Raw genomic sequence first — 16,649 nt, forward strand, 5'->3', positions numbered from 1 at the left:
CATCTTGCTACCAAATCCCAATCAAAATATTTTATTAGGGAGAGCAAAATATGATTAATTAATCCTTATCTAATTTGTATTTGCTTAAGTCCATCCCGAACTGCAAGCCCTTATTGATTACCAATTCTTCTAACTCTGTTAAAGACTTTTTACCAAAGTTTCTGAATTTCATCAAATCGTTTTTGTTAAACGCTACCAAGTCTCCTAAAGTATCTACTTCTGCGGCTTTAAGACAATTTAAGGCTCTAACAGATAAATCCATGTCTACCAATTTAGTCTTAAGCAATTGACGCATGTGCAAAGACTCTTCATCATAGGTCTCTGTTTGTGCAATCTCATCTGCTTCTAACGTAATACGCTCATCTGAGAACAACATAAAATGGTGTATCAAAACCTTTGCTGCCTCTGTAAGCGCGTCTTTAGGATGAATAGAACCATCAGAACTAATTTCGAAAACCAACTTTTCGTAATCTGTCTTTTGTTCTACCCTGTAGTTCTCAATACTATATTTTACATTCTTGATAGGAGTAAAAACAGAATCCATAGCTATTGTACCTATTGGTGCATTGGATTTTTTGTTTTCTTCCGCAGGAACGTAACCACGACCTTTCTCAATAATGATTTCCATGTTAATAGACACCTTCGCATCCATATTACAAATAACCAAATCCGGATTCAATACCTGATATCCAGAGATGAATTTTTGAAAATCACCAGCAGTTAATTGCTCTTTTCCACTTACGGAAATAGACACAGTTTCACTTTCAACATCATCAATCTGTCTTTTGAAACGTACTTGCTTTAGATTAAGAATAATCTCAGTAACATCCTCAACAACACCAGGAATAACAGAGAACTCATGCTCTACACTGTCAATTCTAACCGATGTGATGGCAAAACCTTCCAAAGAGGAAAGTAGTACCCTTCTTAATGCGTTCCCAACAGTTAAACCATAGCCAGGTTCTAAGGGGCGAAATTCAAATTTCCCCTCAAAATCTGTTGAGTCTATCATTATAACTTTATCGGGCTTCTGAAAATTAAGTAATGCCATAATTGGATTAATGTTGTTTTTATTTTGAGTATAACTCGACGATTAGTTGCTCTTTAATATTTTCAGGAATTTGAAGCCTTTCTGGTACCGCAACAAATGTACCTTCTTTCTTTTCACTGTTCCAAGTTAACCACTCGTAAACAGCGCTACTATTTGCTAAAGAATCTGTAATAGCTTGTACAGATTTAGATTTTTCTCTTACACCAACAACATCTCCGGCTCTTAAAGAATAAGAAGGTATATTTACCAACTCACCGTTAACGGTTATATGTCTGTGACCAACTAATTGTCTAGCTGCTCTTCTAGATGGTGCAATACCCATTCTGTATACTACGTTATCTAAACGAGACTCGCATAATTGCAAAAGAACTTCACCAGTTACACCATCTTTACGCTTAGCTTCTGCAAAAAGATTTCTAAACTGGCGCTCTAAAATACCATACGTATATTTTGCCTTTTGCTTTTCCATTAACTGGATAGCATATTCTGACTTTTTCCCTCTTCTACGGTTATTTCCATGTTGTCCTGGAGGGTAATTCTTTTTTTCAAACGATTTGTCATCGCCGAAGATAGCTTCACCGAACTTACGGGCTATCTTAGTTTTTGGTCCTGTATATCTTGCCATTTTCTAATTTATTTGAATGTACGATTATGAATTAAGGCTTATCCTTCGATAATCATTATTGCACATTCGATGTATAAAAGTCTGCCTTTATGGGCAGACTATAAAAATAATTAAACTCTTCTTCTTTTTGGAGGTCTACATCCATTGTGTGGTAATGGAGTAACATCAATTATTTCAGTTACCTCAATACCCTCGTTGTGGATTGTTCTAATAGCAGACTCTCTACCATTACCTGGGCCCTTAACGTATACCTTTACTTTTCTAAGACCTGCTTCATGAGCAACTTTAGAACAATCTTCAGCAGCAACTTGAGCAGCATATGGAGTATTCTTTTTAGAACCTCTAAAGCCCATTTTACCTGCAGAAGACCAAGAGATTACATCTCCCTTTTTGTTAGTCAAAGAAATGATAATGTTGTTAAAAGAAGCTACAATGTGTGCTTCTCCTGTAGAGTCAACAATTACCTTACGCTTTTTTGCTGTTTTACTACTTGCCTTTGCCATAATGCTTTAGCTATTATTTAGTTGCCTTTTTCTTGTTAGCAACCGTTTTACGTTTACCTTTTCTAGTCCTAGAATTGTTCTTAGTTCTTTGCCCTCTTAAAGGAAGACCAGCTCTATGACGAATACCACGGTAACAACCGATATCCATAAGACGCTTAATGTTCATTTGAGTTTCAGAACGTAGCTCTCCTTCAATAGTATAACTAGACACTGTTTCCCTGATTCTACCGATTTCATCATCGTTCCAATCAGAAACCTTTACATCTTCGCTAACGTTTGCCTGCTCCAAAATCTCTTTGGCACGACTTCTGCCGATACCGTAAATATAGGTTAAAGCAATAACGCCTCTCTTTTGTTTTGGTATATCTACACCTGCTATTCTAGCCATAATTACCCTTGTCTTTGTTTAAATCTAGGATTCTTTTTGTTGATAACGTACAGTCTACCTTTTCTACGTACTATTTTGCAGTCTGCACTCCTTTTCTTTATTGATGCCCTTACTTTCATATCAATATCTCTTCTTAATATCTGTATGTAATTCTTGCTTTAGTCAAGTCATACGGACTCATTTCTAACTTTACCTTATCTCCTGGTAATAGTTTTATATAATGCATACGCATTTTTCCTGAAATATGCGCCGTTACAATATGACCATTCTCTAACTCTACCCTAAACATTGCATTAGACAATGCTTCGATAATAGTGCCATCTTGTTCTATTGCGGGTTGCTTTGCCATTTTATGCTACTTTTCTGTTTTTACCAGTTTTCATTAACCCATCATAATGTCTATTCAACAAATATGAATTAACCTGCTGAACAGTATCTATAGCAACACCAACCATAATTAAAAGGGAAGTACCACCATAAAAAAGTGCCCATCCAGACTGAACATCCATCAATTTTACAACGATTGCCGGTAAAACCGCCAAAAGTGCTAAAAATATAGAACCTGGGAAAGTTATTAAAGACATTATTTTGTCTAAATAGTCTGCCGTTTCCTTACCTGGACGTATACCTGGAACAAAACCACCACTTCTCTTTAAATCATCTGCCATTTTATTGGTTGGAACCGTAATAGCAGTGTAGAAATAAGTAAAAATGATAATTAATGCCGCAAATAAAATGTTATAAGCCCAACCAAAGATATCTGCGAATTGAACTTCCATCCACTGACCAGCTGCTGTGTTATTAAATGTTCTACCAATTAAACTAGGTGCGAACATAATAGCTTGTGCAAAAATAATTGGCATTACCCCAGAAGCATTTAACTTTAATGGGATGTACTGACGAGAACCCATCACGTTTTTCTCATAACCACCAGATGCAGTTCTTCTTGCATACTGAACCGGGATTTGCCTTACAGCCATTACCAACAATACACTTGCCAATATTACCAAGAACCAAACAATTACCTCGATTAAAATAAACATTAATCCACCAGTATTGTTTGTTGTTCTAGAAACAAACTCTTGCAAAAAGGCTTGAGGCATAGTAGCGATAATACCAATCATGATTAAGAGTGATATACCATTACCGATACCTTTATCCGTAATACGTTCACCTAACCACATTGCAAAAACACAACCTGTAACCAAGATGATTACGGAAGGCACTATAAAGTCTAAGCCTTTACCCAAAACAAAAGCACTATCTGGCACACCCAAAGCACCCAAACCATATAAATACGTTGGCGCCTGAACAATACAAATAGCTATTGTAAGCCATCTGGTTATTTGATTCTTAGTTTTTCTTCCACTTTCACCTTCCTTATCTAACTTTTGTAAGTAAGGAATTGCGATACTCATTAATTGTACCACAATAGAGGCAGAAATGTATGGCATTATACCCAATGCAAAAACAGAGGCATTGGCAAAAGCCCCCCCTGTAAACGCATTTAAAATTCCCAAGATACCGCTTTCCGTATTGGAAGTAAGCTGGGATAATTGAGTAGTATCAATACCCGGAAGCACAACTTGAGCCCCAAACCTATAAACCAACAACAACCCTAATGTTATTAGAATACGGTTTCTTAACTCTTCTATCTTCCAAATATTTGATATAGTCTCAATAAACTTCTTCATATCTAAATCTTATAAACTTATAGCTTCACCACCTGCTGCTTCTATAGCTGCTTTAGCAGAAGCACTGAATTTGTGGGCAGAAACTTTAAGTTTAGCTTTTAATTCACCGTTACCTAAGATTTTTACCAATTCGTTTTTACCCGCTAAATTGTGGGCCACAAAGGTATCTAAATTTATTACATCTTTAACACCTTTTTCATCTACCAATAATTGAAGCTTGTCCAAATTGATGGCTTGGTACTCTTTACGGTTAATATTTTTGAAACCGAATTTAGGAACACGTCTCTGTAATGGCATTTGACCACCCTCAAAACCGATTTTCTTTGAGTAACCGGATCTTGACTTGGCCCCTTTGTGACCTCGTGCAGCGGTACCACCTTTACCAGAGGCCTGACCTCTACCTAAACGCTTACCATCACGGTTCTTAGCTCCTTCTGCTGGTTTTAAACTACTTAAATCCATTAGTCTTGGTTATTTAGGCCTCCTCTGTGGAAACCAAATGTTCTACTTTTTTTATCATTCCAAGGATGTTCGGAGTAGCTTCATGTTCTACTACCTGGCCGATTTTCCTTAAACCCAATGCTTCCAAAGTCCTCTTTTGATTCTGAGGTCTTTTTATAGCGCTCTTTAATTGCTTTACCTTAATCTTAGCCATTTCTTATCCTTTAAAAACTTTTTCAAGACTTACACCTCTTTGCTTAGCAACGGTACCAGCATCTCTTAATTGCAACAACGCATCAAAAGTAGCCTTAACCACATTGTGAGGGTTAGAAGATCCCTGAGACTTAGAAAGTACATCGTGGATACCTACTGCCTCCAATACCGCTCTTACGGCACCACCAGCAATAACTCCGGTACCTTGGGATGCAGGTTTAATAAATACTCTAGCCCCACCAAATTTACCTTTCTGCTCGTGCGGTAAAGTACTTTTATTTAAAGGTATTCTTACCAAGTTTTTCTTTGCATCTTCTACAGCTTTAGCTATAGCAGTAGCTACTTCTTTGGATTTACCTAAACCATGGCCAACAACACCATTCTCATCACCTACAACAACAATTGCAGAGAAACCAAATGCACGTCCACCTTTAGTTACTTTGGTAACCCTTTGCACGCCAACAAGACGATCTTTTAATTCTAAACCTCCTGGCTTAACTAGTTCTACGTTTTTATAATTCTGGTACATATGATTTAGAATTTAAGTCCACCTTCTCTGGCACCTTCTGCCAATGCTTTAACCCTTCCGTGATACAAATTACCGCCTCTGTCAAAAGCAACAGTTTCGATACCAGCTTTTAAAGCTTTTTCCGCAACCGCCTTACCTACAGCGTTAGCAATTTCCGTCTTAGTTCCTGTAGCCTCAAGACCTTTGTCTCTAGAAGATACTGCTACCAATGTTTTACCAGCATTATCATCTATTACTTGAGCATAGATTTCTTTGTTGCTACGAAATACAGATAATCTAGGACGAGATTCGGTACCAAAAGATACTTTTCTAATCCTTCTTCTTATCCTTAATTTTCTATCAGTCTTTGATAATCCCATTATATCTTGTATTAAGCTGATTTACCTGCTTTTCTTCTAATTTGTTCTCCTACAAACTTGATACCTTTTCCTTTGTAAGGTTCAGGTTTTCTAAAAGATCTGATCTTAGCGGCAACCGCTCCGACCAATTGCTTATCATGAGATGTCAATTTCACGATAGGATTCTTTCCTTTTTCAGAAACTGTTTCAATTTTTACCTCTGATGCAATATCCATAACTATGTTATGGGAAAAACCAAGCGCTAAATCCAATTTTTGCCCTTGGTTACTAGCACGGTAACCAACACCTACAAGTTCTAACTCTTTTGTCCAACCTTGCGCTACACCTTTAATCATATTGTTGATTAAAGCTCTATATAAACCATGTTTAGCTTTATGGTCTTTAGCGTCTGATGGTCTTGAAACGGTCAAAGTACCGTCTTCTACCTTTACGTCTACCCCATTAAATTCTTGGGTTAGCTCTCCCAACTTTCCCTTAACTGTTACTACGCTATCCTTTACGTCTACAGTAACGCCCTCTGGGATTGAAATTGGATTATTACCTATTCTTGACATCTCTTTAGTTCTTTTTACTTTTTAGTATACGTAACATAAAACCTCACCACCAACATTTTCAAGCTTAGCTTGTTTGCTAGTCATTACACCATGAGAGGTAGAAACGATTGCGATACCTAAACCATTCAATACACGAGGTAATTGTTCAGCTCCTGAATATTTTCTTAAACCAGGTTTACTGGCTCTTTCCAGCTTTTTAATAACAGGTTCTTTTGTGAACTTGTCATATTTCAAAGCTATTTTAATATTACCTTGTACAGAATCTTCCTCAAACTTATAGCTCAAAATGTATCCTTGATCAAAAAGGATTTTAGTCATTTCTTTCTTCAAGTTGGAAGCAGGAACGTTCACTACTCTATGACCCGCTCTACTAGCGTTTCTTATCCTTGTTAAATAATCTGAAATTGGATCTGTTAACATTTTTCCTTCTTTTTTAGAATTACCAACTTGCTTTTTTAACACCTGGAATTAACCCCTTGTTGGCCATTTCCCTAAACATAACCCTAGAAATACCAAAAGTTCTCATGTAACCTCTAGGTCTACCAGTAAGCTTACATCTGTTGTGCATTCTTACAGGAGAAGCATTCTTAGGCAACTTTTGCAAACCTTCGTAATCACCAGCCTCTTTTAATGCTTTTCTTTTTTCAGCATATTTGGCTACTGTTTTTGCCCTTTTTCTTTCACGGGCTTTCATTGATTCTTTTGCCATCTTAATTCTTTTTAAAAGGGATTCCTAGTTCTGCTAACAAAGACTTGGCTTCTTTATCGGTCTCGGCACTTGTTACGAAAGTAATGTCCATACCGTTGATTCTATTAATCCTATCAATATTGATTTCTGGAAAAATAATCTGTTCTGTAATTCCCAAGTTATAGTTTCCGCGGCCATCAAAACCGGTTGCTTTTACTCCTTGGAAATCTCTAACCCTTGGCAAAGCAGTTGTAATTAACCTATCTAAGAACTCATACATACGCTCACCTCTTAACGTAACCTTGGCGCCAATAGGCATTCCCTTACGCAATTTAAAGGTTGCAACGTCTTTCTTAGAAATTGTAGCAATTGCTTTCTGACCAGTAATCATAGTTAACTCATCAACAGCGTGATCAATTAATTTCTTATCGGCAACAGCTGCACCAACACCTCTACTAAGAACTATCTTCTCTAGTTTAGGAACTTGCATTACGTTAGCGTAACCAAACTCATCGGTCAACGCTTTTATAACACGCTCCTTGTATTCTGTTTTTAGTCTTGGAATATAACTCATGACTAGATAATTTCTCCTGTTTTTTTAGACACTCTTACTTTCTTTCCGTCTTTAACGGTATAACCAACTCTTACTGCAGAGCCGTTCTCTACCAATGCTAAATTAGAAATATGGATAGGAGCTTCTTTCTCTACTATACCTCCTTGCGGGTTCTGTGCGCTTGGTTTTTCATGCTTCTTAACCAAATTTACACCCTCTACTATAGCCTTGTTCTTTTCAGAATCTACGCTTTGCACTTTACCTTCAGAACCTTTATGGTCTCCAGCAACTACTATTACGTTATCTCCTGTTTTTATCTTTAGCTTCATCTTACTTCTCTTTTAAAGTACCTCAGGGGCCAATGATACAATTTTCATATACTGCTTATCACGCAACTCCCTGGCTACAGGTCCAAAAACCCTTGTACCTCTCATCTCTCCAGCAGGATTTAACAACACACATGCATTATCATCAAATCTAATATAAGAGCCATCAGGTCTTCTTACTTCTTTCTTAGATCTAACAACTACCGCAGTTGATACAGAACCTTTTTTCACTGTTCCATTAGGAGTAGCCTCCTTAACAGTAACAACAATTTTATCGCCTATACTTGCGTACCTTCTTTTTGTTCCTCCAAGCACACGGATAGTAAGTACCTCTTTAGCACCTGTATTATCCGCAACTCTTAATCTTGATTCCTGTTGTACCATGGTTACTTAGCTCTTTCTAGGATTTCTACCAACCTCCAGCACTTAGTCTTACTTAAAGGTCTAGTTTCCATTATTCTTACTGTGTCACCCTCATTACAGTCATTCTTCTCATCATGGGCAACATATTTCTTGGTCTTCAAAACGAATTTACCATACATCGGATGCTTTACTCGTTTTACCTCAGAAACAACAATGGACTTTTCCATTTTGTTACTGGTAACAACCCCGATTCTTTCTTTTCTTAAATTTCTAGTTTTATCTTCCATAAGGCCGAATCCGTTATTGTAGTTCCCTTTTTGTTAACTCAGTTGCCAACCTTGCGACAATTCTTCTTGTTTTTCTGATCTGCATTGGATTTTCCAATGGAGTTACCGAATGCGATATTTTTAAATCCGCATACTCCTTCTTCAACTCAGCTAACTTTTGCTGAATTTCTTCTACCGATAATTCTTTAATCTCTGTTTGTTTCATATCAGATTAATTTTATCCAGCGTAATCTCTGGCAACTACGAATTTTGTTTTTACCGGTAACTTTTGTGCAGCCAAACGCAAAGCTTCTTTTGCAATGTCATGTGGCACTCCCGCAACTTCGAACATGATTCTACCCGGTTTAACAACAGCTACCCAATACTCTGGCGCACCTTTACCTTTACCCATACGTACTTCCAAAGGTTTCTTTGTAATAGGCTTGTCTGGGAAAATCTTGATCCACAATTGCCCCTGTCTTTTCATATATCTAGTTGCAGCAATACGTGCAGCTTCTATCTGACGGGAAGTAATAAAATGAGAATCCAAAGATTTAATACCGAACATACCATTAGATAGCTGGTGACCTCTTTGGGAAATACCCTTCATTCTTCCCTTCTGGGCTTTACGAAATTTTGTTCTTTTAGGCTGTAACATCTTACCTGCTCTTTACTCTGTTATTTTCTACGACGTCTTTTACCACCGTCTTGTTTTCCTCCTTTTGAACCACCTTTAGATAAACCTACAAGTGGAGATAACTCTCTCTTACCGTAAACCTCACCTTTCATGATCCAAACTTTAATACCCAATCTACCATATGTAGTATGAGCTTCTTCTAAAGCATAATCTACGTCTGCCCTAAAAGTGGACAAAGGAATTCTACCATCTTTATAGGTTTCAGAACGTGCCATTTCAGCACCATTTAACCTACCAGAAATTTGTACTTTAATTCCTTCTGCATTCATTCTTATTGCCGCAGCGATAGCCATTTTTATAGCTCTACGATAAGAAATCCTGTTTTCTATTTGTCTAGCAATACTAGCCGCAACCAAGTTGGCATCTAACTCAGGTCTCTTAATCTCATGAATATTGATCTGAACTTCCTTGTTCGTAATCTTCTTCAACTCCTCTTTTAACCTGTCTACTTCTTGACCACCCTTACCAATAATGATACCTGGCCTTGCAGTAGTAATAGTTACTGTAATCAACTTAAGCGTACGCTCTATAATAATTCTAGAAACACTAGCTTTAGCTAAACGGGCATGGATATACTTTCTAATTTTGTCATCCTCTGCCAACTTATCACCGTAATCGTTTCCACCGTACCAGTTAGATTCCCATCCTCTGATAATTCCTAAACGATTTCCTATCGGATTAGTCTTCTGTCCCATATTCTTATGCCGTTGTTTCTGTGTTTACTTTACTACTAGATCCTAAAACCAATGTAACGTGGTTAGAACGCTTTCTAATTCTGTGCGCTCTACCTTGTGGTGCAGGACGCAGACGCTTTAACATAGTACCACCATCTACACGTATTTCTTTTACGATAAGATCAGCATCTTCAATGCTAGCATCCTCATTCTTAGCCTCCCAGTTAGCAATAGCAGAAAGCAAAAGTTTCTCTAGTCTTCTAGAAGCCTCTTTTTGGTTGAATCTTAAAATAGCCAAGGCCATTTCAACTTTCTTACCACGTACCAAATCAGCTACCAATCTCATTTTTCTTGGCGAAGTAGGACAGTTGTTTAACTTGGCAAAAGCCAAATTTTTCTTTTCTGCCTTTATTCTTTCAGCCATTTCTCTTTTACGAACTCCCATAGCCTATTACTTTTTACCTTTATTTTTAGCTCCAGCATGTCCTCTAAAAGAACGTGTTGGTGAAAATTCGCCTAATTTGTGCCCAACCATGTTTTCCGTTACGTAAACAGGAACAAATTGTCTTCCGTTATGAACCGCAATAGTTTGACCAACAAAATCAGGAGTTATCATTGAAGCTCTAGACCATGTTTTGATAACGGTTTTTTTACCACTCTCAACATTTTGCTGAACTTTCTTCTCTAAACTTAATTGAACGTAAGGTCCTTTTTTTAATGAACGTGCCATTTACTTACTTTTATTTCTTTCTACGTTCTACAATATATCTGTTACTATCCTTGGTTAAAGAACGAGTTCTATAACCTTTAGCAGGAATACCGTTCTTAGATCTTGGATGACCTCCAGAGGCCCTTCCTTCACCACCACCCATTGGGTGATCAACCGGGTTCATTGCTACTGGTCTTGTTCTAGGTCTTCTACCCAACCATCTACTTCTACCAGCCTTACCAGAAACTAACAACTGATGATCAGAGTTAGAAACAGCACCGATGGTCGCAAGACAGTTAGCCAAAATCATTCTAGTTTCACCAGAAGGTAGTTTAATTGTCACAAATTTTCCGTCTTTTGCCATCAACTGCGCAAAAGTACCTGCACTTCTTGCCATTACAGCTCCTTGACCAGGACGTAACTCAATACAAGAAATAATAGTACCCAACGGAATATCTTTTAACAACATAGCATTTCCAATTTCTGGAGTTGCCTTTTCACCAGATATCACCTTCTGCCCAACCTGCAAACCATTTTGAGCAATGATATATCTTTTTTCTCCATCGCCATATTGAACTAAAGCGATGAATGCTGTTCTGTTTGGATCGTACTGTATAGATAAAACTTCGGCAGTTTCACCTTGTCTATCTCTTTTAAAATCAATTATACGATACCTTCTTTTATGACCACCACCTCTATGGCGCATAGTCATTTTACCTTGACTGTTTCTACCCCCCGTTCTTTTTTTCGGAGCCAAAAGGCTTTTCTCCGGCTTATCAGTAGTTACTGCGTCAAATCCATTAACTACTCTAAAACGCTGCCCGGGAGTGATGGGTTTTAATTTTCTAACTGACATTACCCTGCTTTATAGATTACTATAGAAATCAATAATATCTCCTTCTGCGACATCCACGATTGCTTTCTTTCTCATGTTTGTCTTACCATGCTGTATACCTGTTTTAGTATATCTAGTTCTACGGTTTGGGCCGTAATTCATGGTTCTTACTTTCTCAACAGAAACACCGTAAGTAGTTTCTACCGCCTCCTTGATTTGCAATTTATTTGCTGTTGGATTTACGTAGAACCCATAACGATTGAACAACTCACTATCCGCGGTCATTTTTTCTGTTATGATTGGCTTTATCAACACACTCATTCTGCTTCTATTTACCTAAGTTTTCTTGTATTCCTTCTAAAGAACCCTCTAAAAGAACCACATTCTTAGCATTTAAAATCTTATACGTATTAAGCTCAGAAGCGGTTACTACTTCTGTACCTTTTAAATTCCTAGAAGACAAGAATAAATTCTTGTTCTCGCCGCTAAGCACTACAAGAGATTTTTTATCTTGAATTCCTAGAGAAGTTAAGAAAGAAACATAATCCTTTGTCTTTGGAGCTTCCATTTGAAAGTCCTCTACAATGAACAATGCATTTTCTTTTGTTTTTAAACTTAAAGCAGACCTTCTTGCCAAACGCTTAACCCCCTTGTTTAATTTTTGAGCGTAGTTTCTTGGTCTAGGACCAAAAATTCTACCACCACCTCTAAACACAGGAGACTTTATACTACCTGCACGTGCCGTACCAGTCCCTTTTTGTTTTTTAAGTTTACGCGTACTACCAGCAATTTCTGCTCTTTCTTTAGCCTTATGCGTACCTTGTCTTTGGTGAGCCAAATATTGTTTTACATCCAAATAAATTGCATGCTCGTTAGGCTCTATAGCAAACACTTCATCAGAAAGCTCAACCTTTCTTCCAGTGTCTTTTCCTTTATTATCTAATACTGCTACCTTCATCACCTTACTTTTCTATGGTTACGTAAGCATTCTTATGCCCAGGAATAGCCCCTTTTACAACAATAAGATTCTTTTCCGGAACAACTTTTAACACTCTTAAGTTTTGAACCGTTACACGGTCTCCACCCATACGACCGGCCATTCTAAGACCTTTAACAACCTTTGAAGGCGTAGATGCCGCACCAATAGAACCAGGAGCTCTTAATCGGTTATGCTGACCATGAGTTGCCTGACCAACACCACCAAAGCCATGTCTTTTTACAACACCCTGAAAACCTTTACCTTTAGACGTACCTACAACATCAACGAATTCACCTTCAGTAAATAAGTCAACACCAACAGTATCACCTAATTTAAATTCTCCTTCAAAATCACGGAACTCAACGACTTTCTTTTTAGGCGATGCGCCGGCCTTTTTAAAATGACCTTGCTCAGCTTTGCTGGCACGCTTTTCTGCCTTGTCATCGAAACCGAGCTGAAGGGCACTATACCCGTCTACCTCTTCGGTTCTGACTTGGGTAACGACACAAGGTCCAGCTTGAATAACGGTACAAGGAATGTTCTTCCCATTCTCGTCAAAGATGCTGGTCATGCCGATTTTCTTTCCAATTAACCCAGACATAATTATTATTTATTTTACTTGTTCTATTCGTTAAAAAAATTGGGTCAAAAGAAAATTTCTAGTGACCCAGTTTTTTCTTTTTTCCCGTTTTTCCCTTGCACGCAGCTCGGGACATGTGACCCCTTTTTCTTAAAGGGCGTGCAAATTTACACTTTTATTTCGACTTCTACACCACTTGGAAGCTCTAATTTCATTAAAGCATCAATAGTTTTGGAAGAAGAGCTATAAATATCAAGCAATCTTTTATACGAACTTAGTTCAAATTGCTCTCTAGACTTCTTATTAACGTGTGGTGACCTTAGCACTGTAAATATCTTTTTATTTGTAGGCAAAGGTATTGGACCTGTTACCACAGCACCTGTCGTTTTTACGGTTTTCACAATTTTCTCAGCAGACTTGTCCACCAAATTGTGATCGTAAGATTTTAATTTTATTCTAATCTTTTGACTCATCTTCTGATAAATTAAGCTGTTACTCCTTTTGCTGCTTTAATTACTTCCTCTGCTATGTTTGCAGGAGTTTCTGCATAGTGAGAAAATTCCATTGTTGAAGTTGCACGACCAGAAGATAAAGTTCTTAAAGACGTTACATAACCAAACATTTCAGATAACGGCACATCCGCCTTGATTACCTTACTTCCAGAACGATCAGACATATTGTTTACCTGACCTCTTCTTCTGTTTAAATCCCCAACAATATCACCCATATTCTCTTCTGGAGTTAAAACCTCCAATTTCATTATAGGCTCCATCAATACAGCTTTTGCTTTTTTAGCAGCAACTTTGTAACCCAATTTAGCAGCCAATTCGAACGATAGAGAATCAGAATCTACAGGGTGGAAAGAACCATCCTTAAGAACAATTTTCATACTATCCATTTCAAATCCTGCCAAAGGACCATTTTTCATTGCCTCTTTGAAACCTTTCTCTACAGAAGGAACATATTCCTTAGGAATGTTACCACCCTTAATTTCGTTTACGAAAGTAAGCCCGGTTTCTCCTTCAGCAGCAGGCTCCATAGTAAATACGATATCCGCGAATTTACCACGACCACCAGTTTGTTTCTTATAGGTTTCCCTGTGGTCAGCAGATGCCGTAAGTGCTTCTTTATATTCAACTTGTGGTTGCCCTTGACTAACCTCAACTTTAAACTCACGCTTAAGACGGTCTACAATAATATCCAAGTGTAGCTCACCCATTCCTGAGATGATGGTTTGCCCAGAAGCCTCATCCGTTTTAACCTGGAAAGTTGGATCTTCTTCAGCTAATTTAGCCAAAGCCATACCTAACTTATCCACATCTGCCTTTGTTTTAGGCTCAACCGCTATACCAATTACCGGATCAGGAAACTCCATACTCTCAAGCACGATAGGGTGTTTCTCATCAGATAAGGTATCACCAGTTTTAATATCTTTAAAACCTACCGCAGCACCAATATCACCAGCAGAAATACGCTCAATAGCATTTTGCTTGTTAGAATGCATCTGATAAATTCTAGAAATACGCTCTTTGTTACCAGAACGGTTATTCAAAACATAAGAACCAGCCTCTAGAGTACCAGAATAAGCTCTAAAGAATGCCAAACGACCAACAAATGGATCTGTAGCAATTTTAAACGCCAATGCAGCAAAAGGTTCTTTTGGGTCCGGCTTTCTAGACTCTTCTGCACCCGTATCTGGATTTTCACCAATAATAGCATCCTTATCTAGAGGAGAAGGTAAATATCTACACACAGCGTCCAATAAAAACTGAACTCCTTTATTCTTAAAAGCAGAACCACAAACCATAGGGATAATACTCATATCCATAACAGCTGCACGTAGCGCTGCATGTATTTCATCCTCGGTTATTGAATTCTCGTCCTCAAAGAATTTCTCCATTAATGTCTCGTCATATTCCGCAACAGCCTCGATAAGCATAGCTCTATACTCACTTACCTCTTCCTTCATGTCCTCTGGAATATCAATAACATCAAAAGTAGAACCGAAGTTATCATCATGCCATACTATAGCACGGTTTTTAACCAAGTCCACAATACCCCTGAAATCAGCCTCTTCACCAATTGGCAAAACAATAGGAACAGCATTAGACTTCAACATTTCTTTAACCTGCTTACACACGTTTAAGAAATTAGAACCTTGCCTATCCATTTTATTTACAAAGCCCATTCTTGGCACCTTGTAATTATCAGCCAATCTCCAGTTAGTTTCTGATTGTGGCTCAACACCATCTACAGCACTGAACAAAAATACCAAACCATCCAAAACACGTAACGAACGGTTAACCTCTACGGTAAAATCTACGTGACCAGGAGTATCAATAATATTAAAGTGATATCCTTTTGCATCTGCAGTAGGTTGCCCTTGCTCTGTAGGAAACTGCCATGTACAAGTTGTAGCAGCTGAAGTAATGGTAATACCACGCTCCTGCTCTTGCTCCATCCAGTCCATAGTTGCAGCACCATCATGCACCTCACCAATCTTGTGACTAACACCTGTATAGAAAAGTATACGCTCAGTAGTAGTTGTCTTACCCGCATCAATATGCGCAGCAATACCTATATTTCTTGTAAGTTTTAAATCTCTAGCCATGGGTTAATTAAAATCTGAAGTGTGAGAATGCTTTATTGGCTTCTGCCATTTTATGTGTATCAACTCGCTTCTTAACTGCAGCACCTTCTTCCTTAGCTGCAGCCAAAATCTCTGCGGCCAATTTCTGAGCCATAGATTTTTCATTACGCTTTCTGGCATAACTAATCAACCACTTCATGGCAGTAGAAATTTTTCTATCTGGACGAATCTGCATAGGAATTTGAAATGTCGCACCACCTACTCTTCTACTCCTCACCTCAACATGAGGCATCACGTTAGAAAGTGCATCTTTCCATAATTCTAAAGCAGTCTTTTCCTCATCTGTATTTTTTTCCTCAACTATATCAATAGCATCATAGAAAACCTTGAATGCAACGGATTTTTTTCCGTCCCACATCATCATATTAACAAAACGTGTTACCAATTGATCATTAAACCTTGGATCCGGCAACAACGGTCTTTTCTTTGCCTGTCTTTTTCTCATTACTACTTTCTAAAGTTGATTACTTTTTAGGGCGCTTTGCACCATATTTAGACCTTCTCTGAGTTCTACCCGCTACACCAGCGGTATCCAAGGCACCACGAACAATGTGATACCTAACACCAGGCAAATCTTTTACCCTTCCACCTCTTACCAATACTATCGAGTGCTCTTGAAGATTATGCCCTTCTCCCGGGATGTATGCGTTTACCTCTTTACCATTTGTCAACCTTACCCTTGCTACTTTACGCATTGCAGAGTTAGGTTTCTTTGGTGTAGTAGTGTACACACGCGTACAAACACCCCTTCTTTGTGGGCAAGAATCCAAAGCAGCCGATTTACTCTTCTTGGTAATTGTGCTCCTTCCTTTTCTTACTAATTGTGAAATTGTTGGCATTAAATACTTATATTATTTTATATAACCCTCATTTTGAGGGCTGCAAATGTAGTAATAATTCTAATTTATTCAAATACAGCAAGAAATATTTTACCAATAAATAATTTTGCTTTAAGTAAAGGCTTTGTTACAG

31 protein-coding genes are annotated in these 16,649 nt (G+C 37.9%); all 31 read right to left on the reverse strand.

What is annotated here, in order from left to right; all coding sequences use genetic code 11:
• Window positions 1-58 precede the first annotated feature (58 nt).
• The 31 genes from BUL40_RS12365 to rpsL all read right to left on the reverse strand — a co-directional run bounded on the left by BUL40_RS12365 (window position 59) and on the right by rpsL (window position 16,516).
• Window positions 59-1,051 (reverse strand): DNA-directed RNA polymerase subunit alpha, encoded by a 993-nt coding sequence (locus tag BUL40_RS12365; RefSeq protein ID WP_010519239.1) that lies wholly within the window; start codon window positions 1,049-1,051, stop codon window positions 59-61.
• A 19-nt stretch (window positions 1,052-1,070) separates the two neighbouring features.
• Window positions 1,071-1,676, reverse strand: a complete 606-nt coding sequence (gene rpsD / locus BUL40_RS12370) for a 30S ribosomal protein S4 (RefSeq protein WP_010519238.1) — start codon at window positions 1,674-1,676, stop codon at window positions 1,071-1,073.
• 110 nt (window positions 1,677-1,786) lie between these two features.
• On the reverse strand, window positions 1,787-2,179 hold the full coding sequence (gene rpsK / locus BUL40_RS12375) for a 30S ribosomal protein S11 (RefSeq protein ID WP_010519237.1): 393 nt from the start codon (window positions 2,177-2,179) through the stop codon (window positions 1,787-1,789).
• Window positions 2,180-2,192: 13 nt separating this feature from the next.
• The gene (rpsM, locus tag BUL40_RS12380; protein WP_010519236.1) at window positions 2,193-2,567 is read right to left on the reverse strand and encodes a 30S ribosomal protein S13; all 375 of its coding nucleotides are present in this window, start codon (window positions 2,565-2,567) and stop codon (window positions 2,193-2,195) included.
• Window positions 2,568-2,569: 2 nt separating this feature from the next.
• A complete protein-coding gene (gene ykgO, locus BUL40_RS12385) occupies window positions 2,570-2,686 on the reverse strand; it encodes a type B 50S ribosomal protein L36 (protein WP_010519235.1) in 117 nt (38 codons plus the stop codon).
• Between the two features lie 14 nt (window positions 2,687-2,700).
• Window positions 2,701-2,916 carry a translation initiation factor IF-1 gene (gene infA / locus BUL40_RS12390; protein WP_010519234.1) on the reverse strand — a complete coding sequence of 72 codons (216 nt, stop codon included), beginning with the start codon at window positions 2,914-2,916 and terminating at the stop codon, window positions 2,701-2,703.
• A 1-nt stretch (window position 2,917) separates the two neighbouring features.
• Window positions 2,918-4,261: a preprotein translocase subunit SecY gene (gene secY / locus BUL40_RS12395; RefSeq protein WP_010519233.1), complete on the reverse strand. Its 1,344-nt coding sequence runs from the start codon at window positions 4,259-4,261 to the stop codon at window positions 2,918-2,920.
• 9 nt (window positions 4,262-4,270) lie between these two features.
• Window positions 4,271-4,723 carry a 50S ribosomal protein L15 gene (gene rplO, locus BUL40_RS12400; protein ID WP_010519232.1) on the reverse strand — a complete coding sequence of 151 codons (453 nt, stop codon included), beginning with the start codon at window positions 4,721-4,723 and terminating at the stop codon, window positions 4,271-4,273.
• A 13-nt stretch (window positions 4,724-4,736) separates the two neighbouring features.
• Window positions 4,737-4,916 carry a 50S ribosomal protein L30 gene (rpmD, locus tag BUL40_RS12405; RefSeq protein ID WP_010519231.1) on the reverse strand — a complete coding sequence of 60 codons (180 nt, stop codon included), beginning with the start codon at window positions 4,914-4,916 and terminating at the stop codon, window positions 4,737-4,739.
• A gap of 3 nt (window positions 4,917-4,919) precedes the next feature.
• Window positions 4,920-5,444, reverse strand: coding sequence for a 30S ribosomal protein S5 (gene rpsE / locus BUL40_RS12410; RefSeq protein WP_010519230.1), 525 nt, complete (start codon window positions 5,442-5,444; stop codon window positions 4,920-4,922).
• A gap of 5 nt (window positions 5,445-5,449) precedes the next feature.
• Window positions 5,450-5,803: a 50S ribosomal protein L18 gene (gene rplR, locus BUL40_RS12415; protein WP_010519229.1), complete on the reverse strand. Its 354-nt coding sequence runs from the start codon at window positions 5,801-5,803 to the stop codon at window positions 5,450-5,452.
• Window positions 5,804-5,814: 11 nt separating this feature from the next.
• Window positions 5,815-6,357 carry a 50S ribosomal protein L6 gene (gene rplF / locus BUL40_RS12420; RefSeq protein WP_010519228.1) on the reverse strand — a complete coding sequence of 181 codons (543 nt, stop codon included), beginning with the start codon at window positions 6,355-6,357 and terminating at the stop codon, window positions 5,815-5,817.
• Between the two features lie 21 nt (window positions 6,358-6,378).
• On the reverse strand, window positions 6,379-6,777 hold the full coding sequence (gene rpsH / locus BUL40_RS12425) for a 30S ribosomal protein S8 (RefSeq protein ID WP_010519227.1): 399 nt from the start codon (window positions 6,775-6,777) through the stop codon (window positions 6,379-6,381).
• A 19-nt stretch (window positions 6,778-6,796) separates the two neighbouring features.
• On the reverse strand, window positions 6,797-7,066 hold the full coding sequence (rpsN, locus tag BUL40_RS12430) for a 30S ribosomal protein S14 (RefSeq protein WP_010519226.1): 270 nt from the start codon (window positions 7,064-7,066) through the stop codon (window positions 6,797-6,799).
• A 1-nt stretch (window position 7,067) separates the two neighbouring features.
• Complete coding sequence (gene rplE, locus BUL40_RS12435) at window positions 7,068-7,619, reverse strand: 50S ribosomal protein L5 (RefSeq protein WP_010519225.1); 552 nt, start codon at window positions 7,617-7,619, stop codon at window positions 7,068-7,070.
• Between the two features lie 2 nt (window positions 7,620-7,621).
• The gene (gene rplX / locus BUL40_RS12440; RefSeq protein ID WP_010519224.1) at window positions 7,622-7,927 is read right to left on the reverse strand and encodes a 50S ribosomal protein L24; all 306 of its coding nucleotides are present in this window, start codon (window positions 7,925-7,927) and stop codon (window positions 7,622-7,624) included.
• A gap of 12 nt (window positions 7,928-7,939) precedes the next feature.
• A complete protein-coding gene (rplN, locus tag BUL40_RS12445; protein WP_010519223.1) occupies window positions 7,940-8,308 on the reverse strand; it encodes a 50S ribosomal protein L14 in 369 nt (122 codons plus the stop codon).
• Between the two features lie 2 nt (window positions 8,309-8,310).
• Window positions 8,311-8,574 carry a 30S ribosomal protein S17 gene (gene rpsQ, locus BUL40_RS12450; RefSeq protein ID WP_010519222.1) on the reverse strand — a complete coding sequence of 88 codons (264 nt, stop codon included), beginning with the start codon at window positions 8,572-8,574 and terminating at the stop codon, window positions 8,311-8,313.
• Between the two features lie 13 nt (window positions 8,575-8,587).
• Entirely contained in the window at window positions 8,588-8,779 is a 192-nt protein-coding gene (rpmC, locus tag BUL40_RS12455) for a 50S ribosomal protein L29 (RefSeq protein ID WP_010519221.1), read from the reverse strand.
• A 12-nt stretch (window positions 8,780-8,791) separates the two neighbouring features.
• Window positions 8,792-9,211 carry a 50S ribosomal protein L16 gene (gene rplP, locus BUL40_RS12460; RefSeq protein WP_010519220.1) on the reverse strand — a complete coding sequence of 140 codons (420 nt, stop codon included), beginning with the start codon at window positions 9,209-9,211 and terminating at the stop codon, window positions 8,792-8,794.
• 20 nt (window positions 9,212-9,231) lie between these two features.
• Window positions 9,232-9,945 (reverse strand): 30S ribosomal protein S3, encoded by a 714-nt coding sequence (gene rpsC / locus BUL40_RS12465; RefSeq protein ID WP_080319516.1) that lies wholly within the window; start codon window positions 9,943-9,945, stop codon window positions 9,232-9,234.
• 4 nt (window positions 9,946-9,949) lie between these two features.
• Window positions 9,950-10,369, reverse strand: a complete 420-nt coding sequence (rplV, locus tag BUL40_RS12470; RefSeq protein WP_010519402.1) for a 50S ribosomal protein L22 — start codon at window positions 10,367-10,369, stop codon at window positions 9,950-9,952.
• A 6-nt stretch (window positions 10,370-10,375) separates the two neighbouring features.
• The gene (gene rpsS, locus BUL40_RS12475; protein ID WP_010519401.1) at window positions 10,376-10,654 is read right to left on the reverse strand and encodes a 30S ribosomal protein S19; all 279 of its coding nucleotides are present in this window, start codon (window positions 10,652-10,654) and stop codon (window positions 10,376-10,378) included.
• Window positions 10,655-10,664: 10 nt separating this feature from the next.
• On the reverse strand, window positions 10,665-11,489 hold the full coding sequence (rplB, locus tag BUL40_RS12480) for a 50S ribosomal protein L2 (RefSeq protein ID WP_010519400.1): 825 nt from the start codon (window positions 11,487-11,489) through the stop codon (window positions 10,665-10,667).
• Window positions 11,490-11,498: 9 nt separating this feature from the next.
• Window positions 11,499-11,789: a 50S ribosomal protein L23 gene (gene rplW, locus BUL40_RS12485; RefSeq protein WP_080319517.1), complete on the reverse strand. Its 291-nt coding sequence runs from the start codon at window positions 11,787-11,789 to the stop codon at window positions 11,499-11,501.
• Window positions 11,790-11,796: 7 nt separating this feature from the next.
• Complete coding sequence (gene rplD, locus BUL40_RS12490; protein ID WP_080319518.1) at window positions 11,797-12,426, reverse strand: 50S ribosomal protein L4; 630 nt, start codon at window positions 12,424-12,426, stop codon at window positions 11,797-11,799.
• Between the two features lie 4 nt (window positions 12,427-12,430).
• A complete protein-coding gene (gene rplC, locus BUL40_RS12495; RefSeq protein ID WP_010519397.1) occupies window positions 12,431-13,048 on the reverse strand; it encodes a 50S ribosomal protein L3 in 618 nt (205 codons plus the stop codon).
• 146 nt (window positions 13,049-13,194) lie between these two features.
• Window positions 13,195-13,500, reverse strand: coding sequence for a 30S ribosomal protein S10 (gene rpsJ, locus BUL40_RS12500; RefSeq protein ID WP_010519396.1), 306 nt, complete (start codon window positions 13,498-13,500; stop codon window positions 13,195-13,197).
• Between the two features lie 11 nt (window positions 13,501-13,511).
• Window positions 13,512-15,638, reverse strand: a complete 2,127-nt coding sequence (fusA, locus tag BUL40_RS12505; RefSeq protein ID WP_010519395.1) for an elongation factor G — start codon at window positions 15,636-15,638, stop codon at window positions 13,512-13,514.
• Between the two features lie 7 nt (window positions 15,639-15,645).
• Window positions 15,646-16,122: a 30S ribosomal protein S7 gene (rpsG, locus tag BUL40_RS12510; protein WP_010519394.1), complete on the reverse strand. Its 477-nt coding sequence runs from the start codon at window positions 16,120-16,122 to the stop codon at window positions 15,646-15,648.
• Window positions 16,123-16,141: 19 nt separating this feature from the next.
• Window positions 16,142-16,516 (reverse strand): 30S ribosomal protein S12, encoded by a 375-nt coding sequence (gene rpsL / locus BUL40_RS12515; RefSeq protein ID WP_010519393.1) that lies wholly within the window; start codon window positions 16,514-16,516, stop codon window positions 16,142-16,144.
• Between the last annotated feature and the right edge of the window lie 133 nt (window positions 16,517-16,649).

This window comes from Croceivirga radicis, assembly GCF_002072105.2.
GTDB lineage: Bacteria > Bacteroidota > Bacteroidia > Flavobacteriales > Flavobacteriaceae > Croceivirga > Croceivirga radicis.